The sequence below is a fragment of the Thermoproteota archaeon genome, from assembly GCA_003352285.1.
Classification (GTDB): Archaea; Thermoproteota; Nitrososphaeria; order Nitrososphaerales; family Nitrosopumilaceae; genus PXYB01.
This window is the reverse complement of record QQVN01000005.1, coordinates 599,578-621,016: the sequence shown is the minus strand read 5'-3', so window position 1 is coordinate 621,016 and position 21,439 is coordinate 599,578. Positions and strand designations below refer to the sequence as shown.

Here is a 21,439-nt window from a genome sequence, read left to right as displayed (position 1 = left end):
GACAAGCTACAGTCTCACTTACAGAGAACTTAGGTCTCAACGATAACTTCAGACAAGCTACCATCTCACTTACAGAGAACCTCGGTCTCAACGATAACTTCAGACAAGCTACAGTATCTTTGACAGAAAACTTAGGTCTCAACGATAACTTCAGACAAGCTACAGTATCTTTGACAGAGAACCTCGGCCTACAGGATAACTTCAGACAAGCTACAGTCTCACTTACAGAGAACTTAGGTCTCAACGATAACTTCAGACAAGCTACCATCTCACTTACAGAGAACCTCGGTCTCAACGATAACTTCAGACAAGCTACAGTATCTTTGACAGAGAACCTCGGCCTACAGGATAACTTCAGACAAGCTACAGTCTCACTTACAGAGAACCTCGGCCTACAGGATAACTTCAGACAAGCTACAGTCTCACTTACAGAAAACTTAGGTCTCAACGATGTAGCAAACGCTCAGCTCACCACAATCAAACTATCTGAGAACCTCAGCCTACAGGACAACTTCAGACAAGCTACAGTATCTTTGACAGAGAACCTCGGTCTCAATGATCAATTCAGACAAGCTACCATCTCACTTACAGAGAACCTCGGCCTACAGGATAACTTCAGACAAGCTACAGTCTCACTTACAGAAAACTTAGGTCTCAACGATGTAGCAAACGCTCAGCTCACCACAATCAAACTTACAGAAAACCTTGGCATATCAGATGAAGATTTCCTTGCAGCAGTAGGATTGAAGAAACTTACAGAGAACCTCGGCCTACAGGATAACTTCAGACAAGCTACCGTATCTTTGACAGAAAACTTAGGTCTCAACGATAACTTCAGACAAGCTACAGTATCTTTGACAGAGAACCTCGGCCTACAGGATAACTTCAGACAAGCTACAGTATCTTTGACAGAGAACCTCGGTCTCAATGATCAATTCAGACAAGCTACAGTATCTTTGACAGAAAACTTAGGTCTCAACGATGTAGCAAACGCTCAGCTCACCACAATCAAACTATCTGAGAACCTCAGCCTACAGGATAACTTCAGACAAGCTACAGTATCTTTGACAGAGAACCTCGGTCTCAATGATAACTTCAGACAAGCAACCATCTCACTTACAGAAAACTTAGGTCTCAACGACAACTTCAGACAAGCTACAGTCTCACTTACAGAGAACCTCGGTCTCAACGATAACTTCAGACAAGCTACAGTATCTTTGACAGAAAACTTAGGTCTCAACGATGTAGCAAACGCTCAGCTCACCACAATCAAACTATCTGAGAACCTCGGCCTACAGGATAACTTCAGACAAGCTACAGTATCTTTGACAGAGAACCTCGGCCTACAGGATAACTTCAGACAAGCTACAGTATCTTTGACAGAGAACCTCGGCCTACAGGATAACTTCAGACAAGCAACCATCTCACTTACAGAGAACTTAGGTCTCAACGATAACTTCAGACAAGCTACAGTATCTTTGACAGAGAACCTCGGCCTACAGGATAACTTCAGACAAGCAACCATCTCACTTACAGAAAACTTAGGTCTCAACGATAACTTCAGACAAGCTACAGTATCTTTGACAGAAAACTTAGGTCTCAACGATAACTTCAGACAAGCTACAGTATCTTTGACAGAGAACCTCGGCCTACAGGATAACTTCAGACAAGCTACAGTCTCACTTACAGAAAACTTAGGTCTCAACGATAACTTCAGACAAGCTACCATCTCACTTACAGAGAACCTCGGCCTACAGGATAACTTCAGACAAGCTACAGTTTCACTTACAGAGAACTTAGGTCTCAATGATAATGTCAACGCTCAGCTCACCACAATCAAACTATCTGAGAACCTCGGTCTCAACGATGTAGCAAACGCTCAGCTCACCACAATCAAACTTACAGAAAACTTAGGAATTGTTGATACTATAGACAATCAGTTCACTAAGATCATTCTATCTGAGAATCTTGGTATTTCTGATGATTTCTTTGCAGCTAAAGGATTGGTCAGATTTGTAGAAAACTTAGGAATTGTTGATACTATAGACAATCAGTTCACTAAGATCATTCTATCTGAGAACCTCGGTCTCAACGATGTAGCAAACGCTCAGCTCACCACAATCAAACTATCTGAGAACCTCGGTCTCAACGATGTAGCAAACGCTCAGCTCACCACAATCAAACTATCTGAGAACCTCGGCCTACAGGACAACTTCAGACAAGCAACCATCTCACTTACAGAGAACTTGGGCTTCAATGATGCAATTAGCGTTAGACAATCCACAGTATCCCTAACAGAAAAATTGGGATTATCTGATACAACAAATGCAAGAAAAACATCCATCTCATTAACAGAGAACCTAGGAATTCAAGGACCACAACCCTCAATCAAAGTACTAGGTACACTCAAAATAATTACTACTCCACGAATTTCAGGTGCAGTGTATAATATTGGACCAAATCCATTCACCGGAACTGGAATACTAAGTGTCACAGAAAATAACTTGTCTCCAGATCAGAATGCAACAAATGGTGTATTGGTAATAGGTCCTGTACCTCTTGGAGTATACAATATCACAATGACTTCTGTTCCAGGTGTTGCTACAAATGTTGTCATGGCAAACCAGACATTTACTACGGTTGGTCTTACGGTTCCATTCCCAGTAGTTGAATTTGTAATAGTTGATGAGGCCACACAAACTCTCTCCACCTTGCCTCCAACAAATTCCACTTCATCACCATCTCTATCAGATAGCACCCTAGTTACTTGGAAGAATACATTCAGTGCAAAGGTAATTTCTAAGGTATCTGGTAATACAGTTCAAACACCAATAACTTCTACAGACCAGCTACCTAGATTTACAATGGTTGGTACTGGTAATACTGCCGGAATAAATACTGCAACAGGATCACAAAAATCAGTTCAGCTAACAAAATCATTTGATCCACTAAGAACAGGCCCAGCAATAATCTCAGAAATTAATGCTCCTGCATACACAATGAATAGCAAACAGTCTGTAGCATCTGTAATGACTGCCATTGTTGCATCATCAAATACCGCAGGAGGACAATTTGTTATGCCTCCGCCTATCACAAAGATACCTGCAGGTAAAACAATGATTATGCCTGTACAAGACTCCTTACTACCAAGTACCGGCGGTGTCTCTAAACTTCAATTAAAGACATCTACTACTCTTACCAAGACTGGTTCCCCAACATCAGAGTGGTTACTAATTAACAGTGAAAGAACAATTCCTGCAGGATCTGCGGCTCCGACTTCATTACCCGCACCACCTGTATCAGGAAGAACTAGTGGAGTTGAAATGTTCTTTAACATTACCTCTTCATTTGAGGCAAATGGTGTTGGTACTGACTGGAGCAAAGCAAGCACATTTGCAGAAAAACCAAAGCTTACAGTAAAGATACCAAAGACCACAGATTCACTTATAGATGTTGATTCAACATATGGATGCCAGATTCTAGATGCTTATGTGATAGATCACACTAGTGGTTTGCCAACTTGGGTAACTGAATCCGGAGTATCAGCAACCGCAATAGGAGTTGATTCTAACAATATGTGTATCTATGAGATGACTACAAATCACTTCTCATGCTATGGACTTGCTCACAGAAAGGCAAGTGCAACCACTTCAACTCCATCTGGACCAGGAGGTGCACCTTCACCAGGTAGCAAGACTGGTGCTGGCGCTGGTGGTGCTGGTGGAGCTGGCGGTGCTGCAGCAGGCCCAGGATTTGGAGGTGTCATTGGCCCATTAACTGGAGGTAAGTCACCAGCTACATTCAATGATGTTAGAGTAAGTCTAGGAGGAGGTGCACCAATTGATGCTGCAAACCCAGGTGGTAGCTGTGCAGACAACTTCCAGACAATGTTTGTCACATCAATTGTTCAGAGCCCAATAAGTCTCAAACGAGCAGAACTAAGATTTGTACAATATGGTCAATCAACTGATGAATACACTGCCATAAAGATGAAGATTACAAACTCTACTGTACCTCAACAGTATGAGATCTCTGCATCAATTCCATGGGAATTCATGTATGGTTCACCTGCTCTCAAATATTGGATACATGTACTAGATGATAATCTGGCAACAGCTGATTCTGAAGAATACATCATGAGTACCAAGACTGATTACACAGCGCAAGGAAATCTTGAATTTGATGTAGTATCTGTCAAGGCTGAAGGCACAAATGTAAAGCCAATTGCATACTTTACAAACCTAATCACTCAACCAATTGCTGGTGCAATATCTCTACTGGTAGATGGCAAGGTTGTCTACACATCAAAGCCATATGTCTTTGAATCAGGTCAGTCTTCAGTTCCATTATCTTGGGATATACCCAAAGTAAATCACATTGAAGATTACCAATTCCAAGTAATTGGTGAATTCTGTGGCCAGTTGTTTGAAACTGAAGATCTTACATTCAACTCATTCCCAAGGACTGTTATTACTACTGCTTCAGAGGAACTTGATGTAGAAGTTTTAATGGATAAACAAGGAGAACCAATTGCAAGAGCTGCAAGTATCTATGCTTCTAATACTGAAGATGATTCACAGTTTAAGGTAGTATCCCCAGATGGAGTCTGTGTAATTGGTTCTGCCAATGAATGCCTAGTCAAAGAATCAACATTTGGAAAGCCAGGAAATCTACAAAGTGTCACACTTGGTGAGCAAGTAATCCGAGTAAGATACTCTGGACCAGATAATGTACTTGAGAGATTCACCATAACCTCAGTTGACCCAATTTCAGGAAACTGGAGAGTCTACCTTGAGTCAAATACAGGATTAATTCCAGAGGCTCATGCTACAGATAATGTAAAACTCAAGATCCAATATAGAGCACAACAAAGTATAGTTAGCACAGCATTTGACCAATCTCCAATTCAAAGATCAGAAAATATTGTAGAATTTGGAGGTACATTAGCTCCAAAAGAGACTTCTCCAGGCATCAAAATACTAAACACTACTACCCAGCTACTAAACAATCCATTAGAGGTAGTTAACCAAGTGTATGTCGACATTCGTTCAAAGACAGTAAGCGCATCACAAACTCCAGTGTACTCTCTCTCAAACGAATCATTAGATGTCTATGGTCTAGTCTTGAATCCAGTACAATTTGATAGGGCAGAACTTAGATTTGTAACATCAAATCTTAATCTTGATGAATACTCTGCAGTTAGAATGAATGTTGAGCCACTACCTGGTAACCCAGCTTACTCTGTAATCTCAGCGTCTGTTCCATGGGCAATGATATCTGAAGGTCCCGAAGTCTTCTATTGGATTCATCTAATGGGTGATGAAATCCTAGAATCAAAAAGATTCATGATTAGAGTTTCAGAACAACAAGAACAAGAATCACTGTTACCAAACAATCAAGAGACTTCAACAGATCTAGGTGATGAGACAACTTTAGAAGATGACGGTATAACTCCTCCATCAACAAGTGATTCTATTTCAGAAAAGAATCCATCAATCTCAGAATCAGAAACTACTGAGTTTGGAGGAAAAATCTCTGAACCCGGACCTGGCGAAATTCAATTTGATGAACCCATCGAACATACATCAACATCAAATGAATCAATTGATACTCAAACATCATGGATAATTACTATTGTAGTCACTATTGCAATTATTGGAATGATGTATTTCCAATTTAGCAAAATCAAGTCTCCTGTAGTGATAATCAGGTATGATCGTCAGTTGATGGTAGAAAAATTTGTTTCTGGAACTACAGTTTCAATAAGTGTAAGAAACTATAGTAATAATCCAATTAAAGAATGCCAGATTTTATGCAATGGAGTGGCTTGTAAATGGAACGATGATTCCATACAACCTAAAGATATCTTGCCTGGACAAGTAGAACTAGTTAAAATAGAAAATTCTACCTCAAACAGTTTGATTGTAATTTCTAGTGAAAACATTCCATATTCAAAATTCTATTTGGAAAGCATGAATGGAGTTTCAATTGTAGATTTCTCAAAACCTAGAAACATTTACCATTGAATCTATATTCCGATTCGGAAGCCTATCTAGGTTAATAATTCCATTAGGGCAGTAAATATCTCAAATAACTTCCTTCTATCATATTTATTCCCGTTTTATAGGATAATTATTGCATAAAAGTGGACGATATACTATATCTGATGATATATTGACAACTTCATTACCACTTTTGGGAATTTCCTTTTCTAAAAATATAAGTGATCAAACATTTCAATCTGAGGTAGAAAGTTGTTGAAATCATCAATCCTACAAAATAAATCATTAACAGTTTTTCTCTCAATAATTTTAGTTGCTTCTATAACTTCTGTTACCTTTAACCCAAATCCTGTTGATGCTGATCTTATCTATAATGAAACTCCAATTCCCAACCCAAATACATCTGGTTCTGACTTTGGATTTTCAATCACTGATGTAAATGGAAACTTTGCCGTAGGGGCCCCCGGTAACAATGGTGGTGTTGGAGAAGCATTTCTCTTTAGTGGAGCAGATGGCTCACTAATCTGTTCAATATCTCCAACAGGATTATCCCCAGGTGATAGATTTGGAGAAAAAGTCGGAAGAGTTGGAACAAGTGGATTATTTGTAGTAGGAATTCCAGGTGTTAATGGAGGACTGGGACAAATTAGAATTTATGATAGTACTTGTAATCCGGCAGGAATTGGAACAATTTCTAATCCTGATACATCGGGAAAAATTGGAGCAACAAAGATTACGTCATTTAGTAATAGTGAAATTCTAGTTGGTAATCCAACTGCAATAGCACAAGGACTCAGTCAAGCAGGAAAATTGTATCGCTTTAATGTTATCACTGGAGCTACCACAACTTATGATGCAGGAACTTCAGCACAAGTAGGCGGTCAATTTGGATTTCACTCTTCTGTACTTGGTCCTATCAGAACTTTAGTTGGATCTCCCGGGGTTGATAAGGCATTCATCATAAGTCATAATACGGGAGGAAATATCTTGGCTACAATAAATGATCCAGAGGGCGCGACCTCAACTGACAAATTTGGCTGGTCAACGACAAAAATTTTTGGTTCCATTGCAATCTCTGCACCCTTTGGCGGATTAAATGATGGTGGAGCGTTCTATCTATTTAGTGATCAACCACCTTATGCTTTCCAAGCAACAATCAATAGTGAATCTCCTGATAACGGTGATCAATTTGGATTTTGGGTAGCCTCTGATGTTTCTGGTTCAGAAAACTCTGTCCTAGTAGGTGCTCCATTTGATGACACTACAGGAGTAGATTCAGGAACATCATATCTTTACAAAGGAGTACCTTCAATTGCTATAGAAAATCCACCCATTGATAATTTTGGAATATCACCTGTAGGGGATAACTTTGGTTATGCTGTTGACTTTGTAGAAAATTCAGGCATACAATATCTTTTGATTGGTGCCCCAAAAGTTGATGCCGGTGTAGTGTACTATATTCTACCTCAAGAAGCATTTTCTGCATCAACTAGCATTACTGGAAATGGTCAATCCCTTGAGTTAACCATTGATCCAAATGATCCTAATGACATTGATATGCGATACTTTGTAGAAAACACTGGAGCAACAGACTTTTCTATAGACACAATTTCCGCTGCTGAGTGTAGTCCGCTTGGATTTGTAGGTGGAGATATTTCACCAACAGACGGATTAGTAAATCCAGGAGAAATCTGGGAATATCAATGTGATCTCCCAGTTCCAACATCTAACACACAAGAATCCTTAATCTTAGAAATTACTGACACTGGATTCCCTCCAACCACCTTAACATGTTTTGATCAAGATTTATCATGTGCTACATTTGATATCACTTTAGGAAGTCCTTCACTACAAATAATCTCCAGCACTCAGAATCCAGATCCCACCCTTCCAAGTACCATTACCGATGTAACCTTTACAGTAAAAAATACTGGAAACGTTGATCTTACCGATGTCACTGTAACTAACAATGATCCAAAAATTCTTTCTCCAAACTGTGATGTTACTACTGTGGTAGCCCCAGGTGATGGTGACATTGCACCTGGCGAGACTGAAACATTTGCATGTCAAACTAGTTCACTTTTACCGGTATCATTTACGACAACTGCTTCTGGTACAACACCATACAGTGGTTTGATTTCAGCAAATTCTCCATTTATGTTGAACGTTGGAATATATTCAATGGATATATCTAGTAATTTCTCACCTGCTAATCCTATATCTCCAAATGACCCCGTTACAGTTACTTTTACACTGACCAATGATGGTACTTTACCAATAACTAACATAGCAGTAACAACAGATGATTCTGGAAGTTGTGCCAATCCAACTGTTGTATCTCCAGGTGATGGAAATCTATTGTTTGGAGAGACAGAAACATACCAGTGTACTACTAGCTATGCTACAGCTCAGACTGTAACGTTAACTGCAACTGTATCATCTACAGAATTACCAGATCAAACCCACCAAGTAGATGACATTATAATTGGAGAATCATCACTATTGCTTGCCGGCTCATTTTTACCACCAAATCCAATTCCATCAAATGACCCAATCACTGTTACATTTACAGTAACTAATGATGGTGATTTTGACCTAACTAACACGGTACTTAGTACAAATGACCCGAAGGCTGGTTCTCCTAATTGTGCCAATCCAACTGTTGTATCTCCAGGTGATGGAAATCTATCAGTAGGAGAATCCGAAACTTATCAGTGTACAACAAACTCACCTTCTTCAATATCTCTTGTAGGTAGTGTCACTGCAACAGATTCATTTTCAAATCCCGTAGGACCTGAAACTGTACAACTCGACCTTGTTATTGGTGGTGCCTCAATGTCTATTTTGGGCATTGCAGATGAAAACCCTTCACCTCCATCAGGAACCAGTGTCACATTTACTGTAACAAACACTGGATCCCTTGACTTGGTTAATGTAATAGTTACGACTGACTATCCGGGAGATTGTTCCATCCCAACTATAGTTGCTCCAGGTACGGGAAGCATTCTCACTGGCCAATCCCAGGATTATACCTGCAACACTGGTCCAATTTCTGGCGATATCTCAATAATATCAACAGTCAATGCAGAAGATGAATTTTCAAATCCCTTGGCACCTGTTAGCTCACAACTAGATATTGAAATTAGTGCCCCATCAATCTCAATTCTAGGAAATAATGTTCCTCCATCTCCAGTTTTGCAAGAAACTACTGCAACCTTTGACTGGACTGTATCAAATGATGGAAATGTACCAATAGCAGATCTTACATTTGCCTCCTCTCCAGTTTGTGAAAATGGAGTTCAGGGACCACTTGATGAAGAAGATCCTAACAATAATGGATTATTGGATTTAACAGAAGTTTGGACATTCTTTGATTGTCAAATAACATTTAATGATTCACCAGGAAGTACTTCTCCGGTAACTGCCACATTCACTGGAACTGATGAGTCCGGAGAGGTCTCATTAAACATTCCACATACAACTCAAATGCTTATTGCAAATCCACTGGTAGGACTCACAATTTCTTCAGATCCGACTAGTCCCATAGTAGGTGAAGACACTACACTAACCTTTACTGTTGAAAACACCGGAAATGTTGATTTGGATCAACCACTTTTGACCATGTTGACTCCTTTCCCTTCAACAAACCCTATCATAACGAGCTGTAATCAAGCAAACCCTGTATTGTTAATGCCAGGTCAAACCTTTGATTTTACATGTGATGTACAGTTTACCACATCTGGAACAAATACAGTCAATGCCCAAATTGAAATTAGTATTTCACCAACCCACCTACCAGGAAATCCAATCTTCAATACTGATTCGTTAGCACTTGAAGTCTCAGAACCAGTATCAGATGTAACACTAGTTAGTATTATTCGAGACTTTAAGCAATCCCACCCTGACATGGAGCAAGGCTGTAGCGGACCTATTTGTACCGGTGTAAAGACAGGACTAGTACAAAATACTCTAGGTCTTGATGGAAATCCAGTATTCAATGAAGATATTGATTCAACACATGGACCTGTAAACTTTAACCAGTGGTACAATCCAGTTACCGGAATTAACCAATGTGCAGACTATAACATGGTACTAACATTTGATGAAACCTCCGGAAAATACACATTTACTAATGGAGGTATTTCGGAAGGATTCTTCCCAATTGATTATCAACTATTTGGAAATGAAGGCAAACCTCACAACTATCACTTTACCATGGAATCAAAGGCAACATTTACCTATCAATCAGGATTGTACTTTAAGGTAAACGGCGCAGATGATGACACATTTATCTTTATCAACGGAAAATTAGCAATTGACCTAGGTGGAACACACCCACAAAACCAAGCAACAGCAACCATCAATCTTGATGATCCAATGCTGAAAACAAAACTTGGTCTAGTTGATGGACAGCAGGCAACATTTAGCTTATTCTTTGCAGAAAGACAGCAAACTGGTTCACACTTGGCAATTGAGACAAATATACCATTTACTGGTGTAAACCAAGGACAATGTGATGCACCAGCAAATTCAGCCGAATTATCCATCACAAAGACTGGTGAGTTAGTAAGTGCAGGTCCATCCACTCAGATATTGACCAGAACAATCATTCAAGGCTCAGATGATGCAGAGCAAGACAAAAATGACATGGATCTCGACTCTAGTGATTTAGATCTTAACGAAAAAGATTATGTCGGATTAAGATTCCAAAATATTGACATTCCAAACGGTGCTACTATTACTAACGCATATGTTACATTTACCGTAGAAGATCCTGAAGGTGATACTGGTAAAGCAGAAGTAAGAATTTATGCAGAAGATACCGATAACGCTTCCACCTTTACAAACTCTAAAAAAGATATCTCTAGCAGAAAGACAACATCAGCAAAAGTAGATTGGGATATTCCAAATTGGAATAGTGCCGGTCAAAATGGAGCTGCCCAAACAACACCAAATATTTCAGCATTGATTCAAGAAGTTATAGATAGAAACGGATGGCAAGATGGAAATTCCATAGCTTTAATCTTTGATTCACACAAAGGAAATAACGATCGAGATGCAAAAGCATATGACAGCTATCCTTCTATGTCTGCAAAACTTGTAGTGGAATTTGAATCCGATTCTGTAATAGATTCTAATCTGGAATATACTGTAACCATAACAAATAACGGTCCAGAGAGTGCAAACAACGTCATAGTTATTGATGATCTTCCAGAGGAAGTGACTGCAATCAGCGTTTTGCCATCAGAATGTGAAATTGTTGATGATCACACCGTTTCATGTGACTTTTCAACACTCTCTGTTGGACAAGACAAAACTATAACCATAGTCACTGAAGTAGAATCAGGATTTACTGGAACCATTACAAACAACGCATCAGTAGAATCATCAAAATCCGACCCATACTTGGGCAACAACCAAGTTTCCCTTGAAACCACTATTGGTGGTACTGCAGAGCTATTCTGTGGACAACCCGAATCCTTCTATGATAAAGTGATTTACGGAACCGAAAGAGCAGACAAACTAAAGGGTACTAATGGCAATGATCTAATCTTTGGATATGGTGGACCTGACAAGATTCACGGATACAAGGGCAATGACTGTATCTATGGTGGTTCTGGAAATGACAAGATTTACGGACACAACGGAATGGATACAATCTTTGGTGAAGAAGGAAACGACCGAATTTACGGAAACAATGATGATGATGTATTATCTGGTGGAGAAGGCCGTGACTATCTAAGAGGTGGCTACGGAGTAGACCAAATTTCTGGAGGTTCTGATAGGGACAACATTAGAGGCGGACAGGGCGATGACTCGCTAAGTGGCGACTCTGGTGATGATAACATCCATGGAGGTTCTGGAGATGACTTTATCGATGGTGGAGCAGACACTGACCTATGTAAGGGCGGTTCTGGAAGCAACACCATAATTAACTGTGAGCAGGACGATAAGAAGAAAGACAAAGATGAAGATGACGATGATGACTAGTCTAATCTTCTAAAGTTTTTACGGAAAGGATACTCTATCTGATAACTTTGAGCCAAGCTCTGAAATCTTGATTCTCTCCTGACTCATAGAATCCCTCTCTCTAATGGTAACCGAATCATCCTCCAAAGTCTGATGATCCACTGTTAATGCAAAGGGTGCACCAATCTCATCTAGTCTTCTGTATCTTCTACCGATTGCACCAGAGTGATCCAAAAATGCATCATACTTTGTCTTTAGTTTCAAAAATATCTCATCTGTCTTTTCTTTTAGACCGTCTTTTTTGACCAAAGACAAAACCCCTACATGAACAGGTGCCAAGTATGGTTTGATTGATAGTACTATTCTCTCATTTTCCTTATCATCCTTTAGTGAATGCTCCAAAATGGTATACAGGCTGCGGTCAATTCCCATTGATATCTCAAAGACATGTGGCAAGACCTTGACATCATCATCCATTACCTCAAATTTCTCTTTGCTCTTTTTTGCATGACTTCCCAAATCATAGTCTGAACGATAGTTACATGCTACTAGCTCAAGCCAACCAATAGTGGTCTCTACCTCAAAGTCAAATGCAACTTCTGCATAGAATGCCTTTTCCTTATCACCAAGTTTTCTAAATCTTGATTTTGACACATCAATGCCTGTCTTTTCATAAAATGACATTAACAATCCAAGATAATATGCAACAAACTTGTTTGGAATCATTCCTGAATCCACTGCCTCTTTGCATGTCATTGATTTTATCTCAGAATCAATCTGAACATGAATAACCACATCTTGTATCTCTGAGAATTTCTCCAAGTCATCTAGTTTTGCAGGATTGCAAAATACCTCAATCTCTGCCTGGTAAAATTCTCGTAATCTCAATAAACTCTGCCTAGGAGAAATCTCGTTTCTAAAACTCTTTCCAACTTGGGCAATTCCCAGTGGAAGCTTTCCTCGCATTGTTTTAAACAATCTTGGAAAATCAACAAAGATTGATTGGCATGTCTCTGGTCGAAGATATGCATCAACACCATCAGGCCCAATACCTACTCGAAACATCATGTTGAATCGTCGAGTCTTATCAAAACTTCCTTTGCACTTTGTACATTTTATGCCATTTTCAGAAATTGCTTTGTCAAAATCCTCCAAATCAGCACTCTCTGGAATCTCAACTTTGGAAACTTCAGCAATTAATCGATCTGCCCTAAATGTAGAACCACACTTTGTACATTTTATGATAGGATCAGCAAAACTTGCAAGATGCCCTGATGCCTCAAAGACTGATTTTGACATTATCTGCGAGCCATCAATCTCTAGCATCTGATCACGACGAATCAGCTCTCTTCTCCATAATTCCAAGAATTTATTCTTCAAGCTGACACCAGATGGTCCATACTCCCAAAATCCTGCATGTGCATCACCATACACCTCGCAACTAGGAAAGTAAAATCCTCGTTCCAATGCTAGCTTCATGACTTCATCGTAGTTCATGTTTAGTCGAAAGTTTAATGAAATAAAATCCTATGCAAGTTTTTTTGCCTTTTTGATATTCTCAAAATCATCTCGTACATCATCAATTGGCGTCTCCAAAATTATTGGTATCTCTTTCTTGTTTGCCATTTTAATCACAGCGCTCATTCCTTTCTCCCCAATCTGTCCCAAACCAATATGATAATGCCTGTCCAGTCTTGAGCCAATTTCCCCCTTTGCATCATTTAGATGAAGAATCTTCAAGTGCTCAAATCCAATAGCTTTCTCAAATTTTGAAAATGTATCATTTACCGCCTTTTCTGTACGTAGATCATATCCTGCAACAAATGCATGACATGTGTCAATACAGATGCCAAACCTCTTTGCTGGCTTTAGTTCAAAAAATATTTCTGCAAGCTGCTCAAACTCAGAACCAACTGAATTTTTTTGCCCAGCCGTATTCTCTAATAGAATCATAACATCATTGTCCACTTCTGCAACTTCCTTTAATGAGGCAACTAGTCGTTTTATTCCCTCTTCCTCACCAGTTCCCAAATGGCTACCAAGATGTGTTACTAGATAGGGGATTCCCAGTTTTCCACATCGCTTTACCTCGTTAATCATCGCATCAACTGATTTTTTGAGTGAATCCTTCTTTGGGGAAGACAGATTTGGCAAATACGGCATGTGCGCACATGTTGCCAATCTTTCAATATCGCTTGCTTTTAGCTTCTTCTTAAAATCAGAGATCTCCTTTTCAGGCAACTCCTTTGCATTCCACCCTCTTGGGTTTCGCGTAAAAATTTGAAATGCACTACAACTTCTCTCTACTGCATTATCAACTGCATTGTTTACACCACCAGAGATCGAAACATGACAGCCAATCTGCATGAAATTTTTTTGCAGTACGCATAATTTAAACCCGCTTTTAAAATTATCAAGTTATCCATAAACCAGATTTTTATGTAAAGATGGTAAAGAAAAACCAATGATAAATCTAGGTCAGGATGAGATGGCAAAGTATCCATTCTTAGCTGATGCAGGCCAGTACCTAAAAGACAAAGGATTCACATTGGAGCAGTTTAGCAAAGATCCTGATCTTAAACTAATTGTAGACAAGGCATTTCATAGAATTGAAGTGGCTGCAAATGGCCAAATTTACAAATCTGATCTTCAAGGGGAGCAGGTTTCAAGTGATTCAGTATTACCAATGGAGGTATTTTCATTTTTAATTGCAGTTGTTTTGCTAAAACAGAGTGGAATGTACACACTCATCAAAAGATTTGCACTTGCCGAGGCAAGGCGTGCCGAAAAATTTCTTGAAAAGGATCTTGCAAGCATCTCAAACAAATCAAAGGAAGAACTCTCAATTAAAATTCTAAGCGATCTCTTTTCTGTAAATGTAAAAAAGATAAACGACAACTATGTGATTCCAGTATCTGATTACCTTACACATTCTGTGCATTTTCATGAAAGAGAATGGAAGCTTGTCAATCGTAAAGTAGATGACGGATACGTCTATCTTAGTCCCCATGAGACAGTCAGGCTGGTACGAAAGGAGCTAGGAAATTACATCAACTCAAAAATTCTATCAGTAAACACTCCGCCAATTGGGGGTGCTTTTGACCAACCCGTACAAAAACTAGTCACAATGGCAAAAAAGTTCTCAACTACAACTGTAATCACTACAGAGTATCCGCCATGTATCAAGCATGCAATAGAGGTACTAGAGAAAGGAGAAAACCTTCCACATTCAGGTAGATTCATGCTTGCAACATTTCTTTTGTCACGTGGGCAGACCGTAGAGCAGATTGCTCCGCTCTTTAAAAACGCACCAGACTATAATGAAAAGATTACACTCTATCAGCTAAATCATCTTGCTGGAGAATCAGGCAGTGCAACAAAGTATTCTTGTCCATCTTGTGAAAAATTAAAGGGACAAAATCTCTGTTATGCTATTCCTCAATGTGATAACATAATTAATCCACTACAGTTTGGAAAAAAGACAGTTAATGCTTGATAATGATAAAAAACTTGTAGAAGAAGTCTTCAAAAAATATTATTTTGAAAATTTCAAAATGATTCGAGTTCCAGAAAAGACAGAGGAACGAGAGTTTGGTTACCAAAAGTTTGACTCTGGGATGATCCGACATCTCACAATAAAAAATGACAAGGAATTACATCTACTGTTAATGCAAAATACACCTTCAGATGTATATTGTTCCAATGCATACTATTCCTTTCCAAATTTACCAATGAATGAAAAGGATTGGAAAGAGGCTGATCTAATATTTGATATTGATGCAAAGGATCTCAAACTAGAATGCCGAAGCCAACACACGTGCACAAAGTGTAATCAATGTCAAAAAATATCTACACACAATTTAGAATGTCCATCATGTAATTCCACTAAAATCTCTCAGGTGCCTTTAACATGCAATAACTGCGTTTCAATGGCAAAGACCGAAGTTAAACGACTGGTATCAATTCTTACAAATGATCTTGGTATTCCAAAAGAAAACATTCACATCTATTTTTCTGGAAATGACGGTTTCCATGTTTATGTGTATGATTCCCAATATCAAAAATTAGGATCAAAGGAAAGAGCAGAGCTCTCTGATTACATTATGTTTAGGGGAGCAATTCCAGAAACATTTGGCATGAAAAAATTCAAGCCAGAGCGCTCATCTTTTCCAGAACTAGACGAGTCAGGATGGCGGGGGCGAGTCTCAAAGGAGATCTTTGGCTCAAAGTCAAAAAAATCAAAAATCATCTCAGAGATTATCAAGGATCCAAACGGCTATTCATCATTTCAAAACCAAATTCAAACATTATCAAACAAAATAGGAGTAAGAATTGATCCAAATGTAACAATGGATATTCACAGAATATTTCGTCTGCCTGGCTCACTGAATAGTAAGAGTGGACTCTCAAAGGCATTCTGCAAGAATCTTGATGAATTTAACCCGTATTTTGATGCGTGCTTTTTGGATGAGTCAAGCGTAGAGGTTTTGGCAAAATGCCCAATCCAGTTTAGGCTAAAAAATAAGAAATTTGGACCATATGATAACCAAAAGGTTACAGTTCCCAAATTTGTTGCAGTATACATGATCTGTAAAGGACTTGCTACAGCAGCCTAGTTCTTGTATAATTCTAGAAAATTAAAAGAAAATTTTGATTAATTTCAAATTTTTTTGTAAAACCAACATCTAGCCTCAAAAAACTGGTAAGACATTAATGTACGACACCTCAACTTAGGTTGATTTTGTATAGCGCATCTACTGATAACACTCCGCCACCAGACGCCGGAAAGTACATCCGATGGGGTATAGTCGGCATCATAGGTCTAGTAATCTTGGTTATCGTTGGAAACCAAGGTGTAGTTCTCTCAATGAACATGAGTGAGTTTGAGACTGACTTTACAAAACCAGTTTACTATTCAATTGTAGGCGCACTAGTATTATCAGCCATTGCCTTAATTCGTGTTAACATTCTAAAGAGATCTTCCATCTTTTGGTATGCCATTAACACAGCTATTTCATTTCTTAATCGTTCCCCACAAGACCCAGTAGCTAAAAACATCTCAAGTTATAGAGACTACAAGCTTAGCCCAGTACAGTTTGTAGTCTGGCAGATTACGAAAATCTTCTTGTTTGGTGCATTCTTTGCAAATGTCCTATTTGGTCTAGCAGTAATGTCATTTATCGATGGCAATACAATGGGTGTTGAAACTCTCCCCACATTATTCTCATTACCATTTGTCACCCCACCAACTGATGGAAGCTATGCAGTTGAAAATGTAATCCCAATGATGCCTGCATTACTAATTTTGATTCCGCCAATCTTGGCAGCAATTGGTTTACGACTTGTTCTGTATGTAGGATTACATTCAATCATTAACGTAATTACATCTTACATTCAAGATACAACAGAAGGAAAACCAAGATACCTAAACTATGTCTCAACTATTGAGGCAATAATTGGAATCGGTGTATTGTGGGCAGCCTTTAATCTCTTCTTTACTGAACAGATTGATTACAACACTCGTTACTCCATTGCAGGAACTCTGGTCATTGGCTTTGCACTAATTGCATTCTCAGTGACCGATAGAATTCGAGCCCGCGTTCTAACTCACATGCTAAAAAGAGATGTGTATATTCGTGTATTAACAATAATTGCAATTGCAATTATAGTTGGAGCTCTAGTTTCAGTCAACAATAGTATTGCTGATGCAAGAAAGATAGAGTATCTTGGACCATACACTGCTCAGCAAATCAGCGTCAACAGATACCTTGGTGAGCTAGATAAAATTCAAGAAAACAAACACGAAGTCCATTTAGAATCTGTCTCGCCAAATAATATCAAAAATTATGTTAAAGAAAATAGTGATGTCCTTAATGTAATTCGTATTTGGGACTGGGATGCAGCTTTTGCAAAATTAAAGCCTGAAATTGGTTTAATTCCATATGTAGATTTTGAAGATAATGATATTCTGCGATTTAACAATACATTATACTGGACTGCTTCAATGAAGCCAAGATTGCCAGATTCTGTGAGTTTAGAAAATAGATGGTATAATGAACATCTCGTATACACACATGTTCCTAATGGATTTCTGACCTTAGATGCTTCAAATGGACAAATCATAGACAGTGCAAAATTCTTCAAGCAGAGGGCAATCTACTATGGTGAGGGTGGATTACTGGAAGAAACTTGGTCTGCATATCCAACCAGTCGTACTGAAAGTGCAGAACTAGGTGGAGCATTTTATTCTGGAACTGGTGGATTAGAAGTATCGCCACCTCTTAGCTGGATATTTGAGCCAAACTTTTTGCTATCCTTCCCAGCCGAATCAGTCCACATTAATCGTTACAAAGACATCAATCAAAGAATGGAGTTGTTATACCCATACTTTGTCTATGACTTTTTTGGTAGAGAGCTAGATGCATATCCAGTTACTGATGGACAGAATTCATACTGGTTAGTACCATTAATCTTTGGAGTAAAAGCAAACGATGTACCATGGTCATCAGGTAATCATTACATCAGATTGGTTGGGTACGGACTAATTGATTCCTACAATGGTGAAATCAGATTGCTAAAGGTAGGTGATGACTTTTTCACACAAATGTTTGAGAGTCAATATGGAAATAAATTCGAAAAGATTCCTGCTTGGCTTGAAAAACAGATCAGATATCCTGTAGAGCTATTCAATTGGAAGACTGGTATGTACAACTTTTACCATGTAACTAATGCAGAAACATTCATTCAGGCAAATCAATTCTACGAAATCCCAAGAGGTCTTGATACATACTATATCCAAGCAAAACCTCCTGGTTTTGAAAAACCAGAATTTATCGGCTTGTTGTCATTAGAGCTTAAGGGCTCTCAAGGTAGAAACCTTGCTGGATTCATGATTGTAGAAAATGATCTTCCAAACTTGGGTAAGATGCAATTCTATGAAGTTCCTCTAAACTCTACAACAAAACTCATTGGACCTACAGCAGTAAGGGAAGCACTAGATAGAGATCCAGACTTTGCACAGCTTAAAACATTGTTGAGAACTCCAAGAATTGGTGATAATATCCTGTATCATGTTGGTGTTCATGATACTTACTTTATTCCAGTGTATACTGCAGGTGCTGGTGGAGTAGTGGCTCAATTAGGAACTATTGCAGCAGTTGGTGCAGCATTTGATGGTGAATACTATGTAGGATTAGGCAATACACAACAAGCAGCGTTTGAGGCCTATCTTCAAAAATTATCTGGAATAAAATCCACACCTTCTTCTCCTAGTGCTCAAGCAATAGAGCTTGGAAAGGATGATCGAATAGAACTGTTAAGAACGTTATTTGAAGAAGAAGGGTTATCGATTGTTGAACCAACAGCGATAATGATTCCATTGTCTTTCAAGGAAGGTGAGATCTTCTTTTACAGTGATGCAGAACGCGAGGATACTGAAAAGTTAGTCTCTCAATTCATTGATGACTTTATCAAACCAAGAAGTGATAGGGTTTTCATGTGGAAGGACAACAAAGTATTCAACTTTGGAACGATTATCGTAAAAGATAACATTCCAGAGATGCACTACATCACAATTGAGGTAGGTAGCTAGTTGCTACTGGTTGTGGATAACGGCTCTGTTTACACAAAAAATCTTTTAGAATTTCTTTCAAATCTTAACAGGCCTTATCATGTTTCTACACATGATAAAATATCTCAAGATGAATTACAAAAATATGAAACATTCATTCTTTCTGGAAGACGAAACAATAATTCACAAATGAATGCAAAAAACACAGCAATCATAAAGCATGCAATTTCAAATAAAAATTCCCTTCTTGGTATATGTTATGGGGCAGAAATTTTAGCATTAACAGCAGGTGGCACAATAAAAAAAATGACATCTATTCACAAAGGCGATGAAAATGTTTCCATCCTACAGAAAAATCCACTTTGCATTGGAGAAATTTCAGTATTTGAAAGCCATAATTACGAAATATCAAAACTAGGTAACCACATTATTCCCATTGGAAGATCAAAGCGTTGTAACAATGAAATAATTTGGTACAGAGATTCCAAAATTTTTGGAACCCAATTCCATCCTGAAATGAGTCCAGATGGTCATAAAATTATTGAAAATTTCTGTAATCTCTGAACATTTTTAATGACTGAAATAGTCTTCTAACCGATGGAATCAACTCATGATTTGATACTACCAATTGTGGATGAAGAAAACATCTGCCTGCCACTAGCAGTAAATGTTGTATCAAAATATTGGAATGTGGATCTGCCCTTATCAGAAGCCATAGAGATTGCCAAAAAATATCCAAACGTTAACGGCAGCATCCTAATTGAAGGAATAGAACTTGCTGAAAGACACGGTTTATCTACATTAATCCTGCGTTCTAATGTTTCTGAATTAAAAAAAATGATTGACATGGGAATTCCACCGATTGTAATTCTTCCTGGAATCCATGAAACTATACAACATGCATCAGTTATTTCTGGATACGACGACGATGAAAAAACTATCATTCATTATATTCCTCAAACTGACAAAGAAGGCTCTTTTCAAATGGGTGTTATTCCAGAAAAAAAATTCAATGAATTGTGGTCTGAAGATGGAAACTTAATGATAATTATTGCAACATCAGACATTATCTCTGAATTAAAATCAATCAATGAAAATAACAACAAATCAAACAAATTATGCTTTAATTCAGAGAGATTAAACCTCTCAAATAAAAAACCCGAGGCAATTGATTCATTAAAAAAAGCAATTGAGTTAGATCCAAAAAACTCAACTGCTTATTCATTATTGGGCTCAATTCTAAATGAATCAAATTCAAGCGAATGTGAAAGTTACTACAAAAAATCAATTGAGATTAACAATAGAAATTTCTTGGCATATCGTGGTTTGGGAAATTATTATCTAAAAAGTAAGCAATATCAATTAGCAGAAAAATTTTACACAAAAGCAATTGAAATTAATCCTCATCGTAATGGCCCTATTTACAAAAATCGTGGTATAGTTAGATTAGAGCAAGACAAAAAAAGTGATGCAAAAAAGGATTTAGAAAACTACCTTTCACATACTCCAAATGCTAAAGATAAAAAATCAATTCAACAAGCAATTGCAGAATTGTAAAATGCGGAGTGCGGGATTTGAACACGCGACCTCCAGCTTGGGAAGCTGGCGTCATACCGAGCTAGACTAACTCCGCGCAGCATTTTTTTGAAAATTATGATTATATAGTTTGATGTGACACTAATTCTATGGATGCCAGATGCCCAGAATGTGAAAAGGCTGCAATATTAGATGATGAAATGATCAAAGTAAAATGCCCACACTGCAACTTTGAGGCAACCTATGATGACTATCTAGAAATTATGAAAGATCAAGCAGTTAATATGGCATCTGACTATATTCCAAAAAGACCTGGTTTCTAATTTACCAATAATTTCCTTTATCTGAGCAATCTAGGTGT

Annotated in this window: 10 protein-coding genes and 1 tRNA gene; 8 read left to right on the top strand and 3 right to left on the bottom strand. The window is 38.3% G+C overall.

Going from position 1 to position 21,439, the window contains the following annotated elements:
* Window positions 1–119: 119 nt before the first annotated feature.
* Complete coding sequence (locus tag DWQ18_09780; protein ID RDJ33405.1) at window positions 120–6,026, top strand: hypothetical protein; 5,907 nt, start codon at window positions 120–122, stop codon at window positions 6,024–6,026.
* Between the two features lie 231 nt (window positions 6,027–6,257).
* Window positions 6,258–11,993 (top strand): fibro-slime domain-containing protein, encoded by a 5,736-nt coding sequence (locus DWQ18_09775; GenBank protein ID RDJ33404.1) that lies wholly within the window; start codon window positions 6,258–6,260, stop codon window positions 11,991–11,993.
* An 18-nt stretch (window positions 11,994–12,011) separates the two neighbouring features.
* On the opposite strand, the gene glyS is transcribed toward DWQ18_09775, so the two are convergent.
* Window positions 12,012–13,469, bottom strand: a complete 1,458-nt coding sequence (gene glyS / locus DWQ18_09770) for a glycine--tRNA ligase (GenBank protein ID RDJ33403.1) — start codon at window positions 13,467–13,469, stop codon at window positions 12,012–12,014.
* A gap of 30 nt (window positions 13,470–13,499) precedes the next feature.
* Window positions 13,500–14,339, bottom strand: coding sequence for a deoxyribonuclease IV (locus DWQ18_09765; protein RDJ33402.1), 840 nt, complete (start codon window positions 14,337–14,339; stop codon window positions 13,500–13,502).
* Between the two features lie 97 nt (window positions 14,340–14,436).
* Here DWQ18_09765 and DWQ18_09760 point away from each other — a divergent pair, with 97 nt between their 5' ends.
* The 5 genes from DWQ18_09760 to DWQ18_09740 all read left to right on the top strand — a co-directional run bounded on the left by DWQ18_09760 (window position 14,437) and on the right by DWQ18_09740 (window position 21,099).
* Window positions 14,437–15,468, top strand: coding sequence for a DNA primase (locus DWQ18_09760; GenBank protein RDJ33401.1), 1,032 nt, complete (start codon window positions 14,437–14,439; stop codon window positions 15,466–15,468).
* Window positions 15,461–16,588, top strand: a complete 1,128-nt coding sequence (locus tag DWQ18_09755) for a DNA primase (protein ID RDJ33400.1) — start codon at window positions 15,461–15,463, stop codon at window positions 16,586–16,588. The genes DWQ18_09760 and DWQ18_09755 overlap by 8 nt, the downstream gene beginning before the upstream one ends.
* A gap of 125 nt (window positions 16,589–16,713) precedes the next feature.
* A complete protein-coding gene (locus DWQ18_09750) occupies window positions 16,714–19,563 on the top strand; it encodes a hypothetical protein (GenBank protein RDJ33474.1) in 2,850 nt (949 codons plus the stop codon).
* The gene (locus tag DWQ18_09745) at window positions 19,564–20,106 is read left to right on the top strand and encodes a glutamine amidotransferase (protein ID RDJ33399.1); all 543 of its coding nucleotides are present in this window, start codon (window positions 19,564–19,566) and stop codon (window positions 20,104–20,106) included.
* 33 nt (window positions 20,107–20,139) lie between these two features.
* A complete protein-coding gene (locus tag DWQ18_09740; GenBank protein ID RDJ33398.1) occupies window positions 20,140–21,099 on the top strand; it encodes a tetratricopeptide repeat protein in 960 nt (319 codons plus the stop codon).
* A gap of 2 nt (window positions 21,100–21,101) precedes the next feature.
* On the opposite strand, the gene DWQ18_09735 is transcribed toward DWQ18_09740, so the two are convergent.
* Window positions 21,102–21,175 (bottom strand) — tRNA-Gly (locus DWQ18_09735).
* A 52-nt stretch (window positions 21,176–21,227) separates the two neighbouring features.
* Here DWQ18_09735 and DWQ18_09730 point away from each other — a divergent pair.
* Window positions 21,228–21,401, top strand: a complete 174-nt coding sequence (locus DWQ18_09730) for a zinc-domain-containing protein (GenBank protein RDJ33397.1) — start codon at window positions 21,228–21,230, stop codon at window positions 21,399–21,401.
* The last annotated feature ends 38 nt before the right edge of the window (window positions 21,402–21,439 follow it).